Source organism: Kribbella swartbergensis (assembly GCF_054784135.1).
In genome coordinates this window covers 1-1,171 of the sequence record NZ_BAAGPM010000024.1, presented here as the reverse complement: position 1 = coordinate 1,171, position 1,171 = coordinate 1, and the positions used below count along the sequence as shown (strand labels likewise).

1 pseudogene is annotated in these 1,171 nt (G+C 59.8%); it reads right to left on the bottom strand.

From position 1 onward, the window contains the following. Positions 1-142 precede the first annotated feature (142 nt). Positions 143-1,165 (bottom strand): annotated as a pseudogene (locus ACYVOK_RS22755) (IS481 family transposase). Between the last annotated feature and the right edge of the window lie 6 nt (positions 1,166-1,171).

The following is a 1,171-nucleotide window of genomic DNA, read 5'->3' as shown; positions in this document are numbered from 1 at the left end:
CGTTCAGACCGCTGTTTAGATTGCCCGCTTCATTCTCCTGATCCCATACTGGGACGGCGTGAGAGCCGATCCCGAAGAGAAGCAAGGCCTCGCGAAGAACATTGAACACTGGGGTGTCGGACAGCTCGGAAGGCGCTTGACTTCAACCCGCCGAATAGAGAAGTCCCGGCATTTGGTGGAGCGGATTGAGCCTGAAGCGTTTTGGCTCGGCTGTCCAGATCTTGCAGATGTACTCGTAGGGGGTGAGCCCTTTCAGCGTCTTCAGACGCCGGCCGAAGTTGTAGGCGCTCACGAAGTCATTGAGGTGCTGCCGGAGCTGGTCATGACTGTCGTAGTGATAGCGTTTGACCGTCGCATCCTTGATGGTGCGGTTCATCCGCTCAACCTGACCATTGGTCCAGGGATGCCTCGGCTTGGTCAGACGATGGTCCACATCGTTCTGGGCACAGGCATACTCAAAGGCATGGGCTCGGAAGATCTCGCCTCGCTTCATCGCATTCTTGATCAGCGGGACCGCAGAAGCAGTGTTGCCAGGCGTGGTGAAGTGGATGCCATGGTCCGTCAGCACCGTGTGCACCTTGTAAGGCACGGCGGCGATCAGCGCGCGCAGGAAGTCGCCGGCGATCCCGGTCGTTACCTTCTCGTGCAGTTCCACGAAGGCAAACTTGCTGGTGCGGTCAATCGCAACCAGCAGATAGAGCCTTCCCGCCTCAGTGCGCACTTCGGCGATGTCGATATGACCCGAAGGGCCGCGTTAGCGAAAGTAGCCGATCGGGTCGCTCTTGAACTTCTTCTTGCCGGGCTTGTCGCCGGTCACCTCAGGCAGGCGGCTGATGCCATGCCGCTGCAGACAACGATGGAGCGATGAACGCGTCAGGTGCGGGATCGTAGCTTGCAGGGCATAGAGACAGTCATCCAGCGGCAGGAGGGTATGCCGGCGGAAGGCGACGACGATCGCCTCTTCCTGGACCGAGAGCACCGTGGAATGCGGTGCTCTCGGTCCCGTCGGGCGATCTGCGGTGGTATCCCGCTTCCTCCATTTGGCGACCGTCTTCGGGTTGATGCCATGGCGCTCGGCCAGGGCCCTCAAGCTCGCTTGACTATTTTGTATTGCTCGACGGATTGCCTCAGTCGTTGTGGCGCTCCCATGGAGAACTTGGCCCATAGCGCG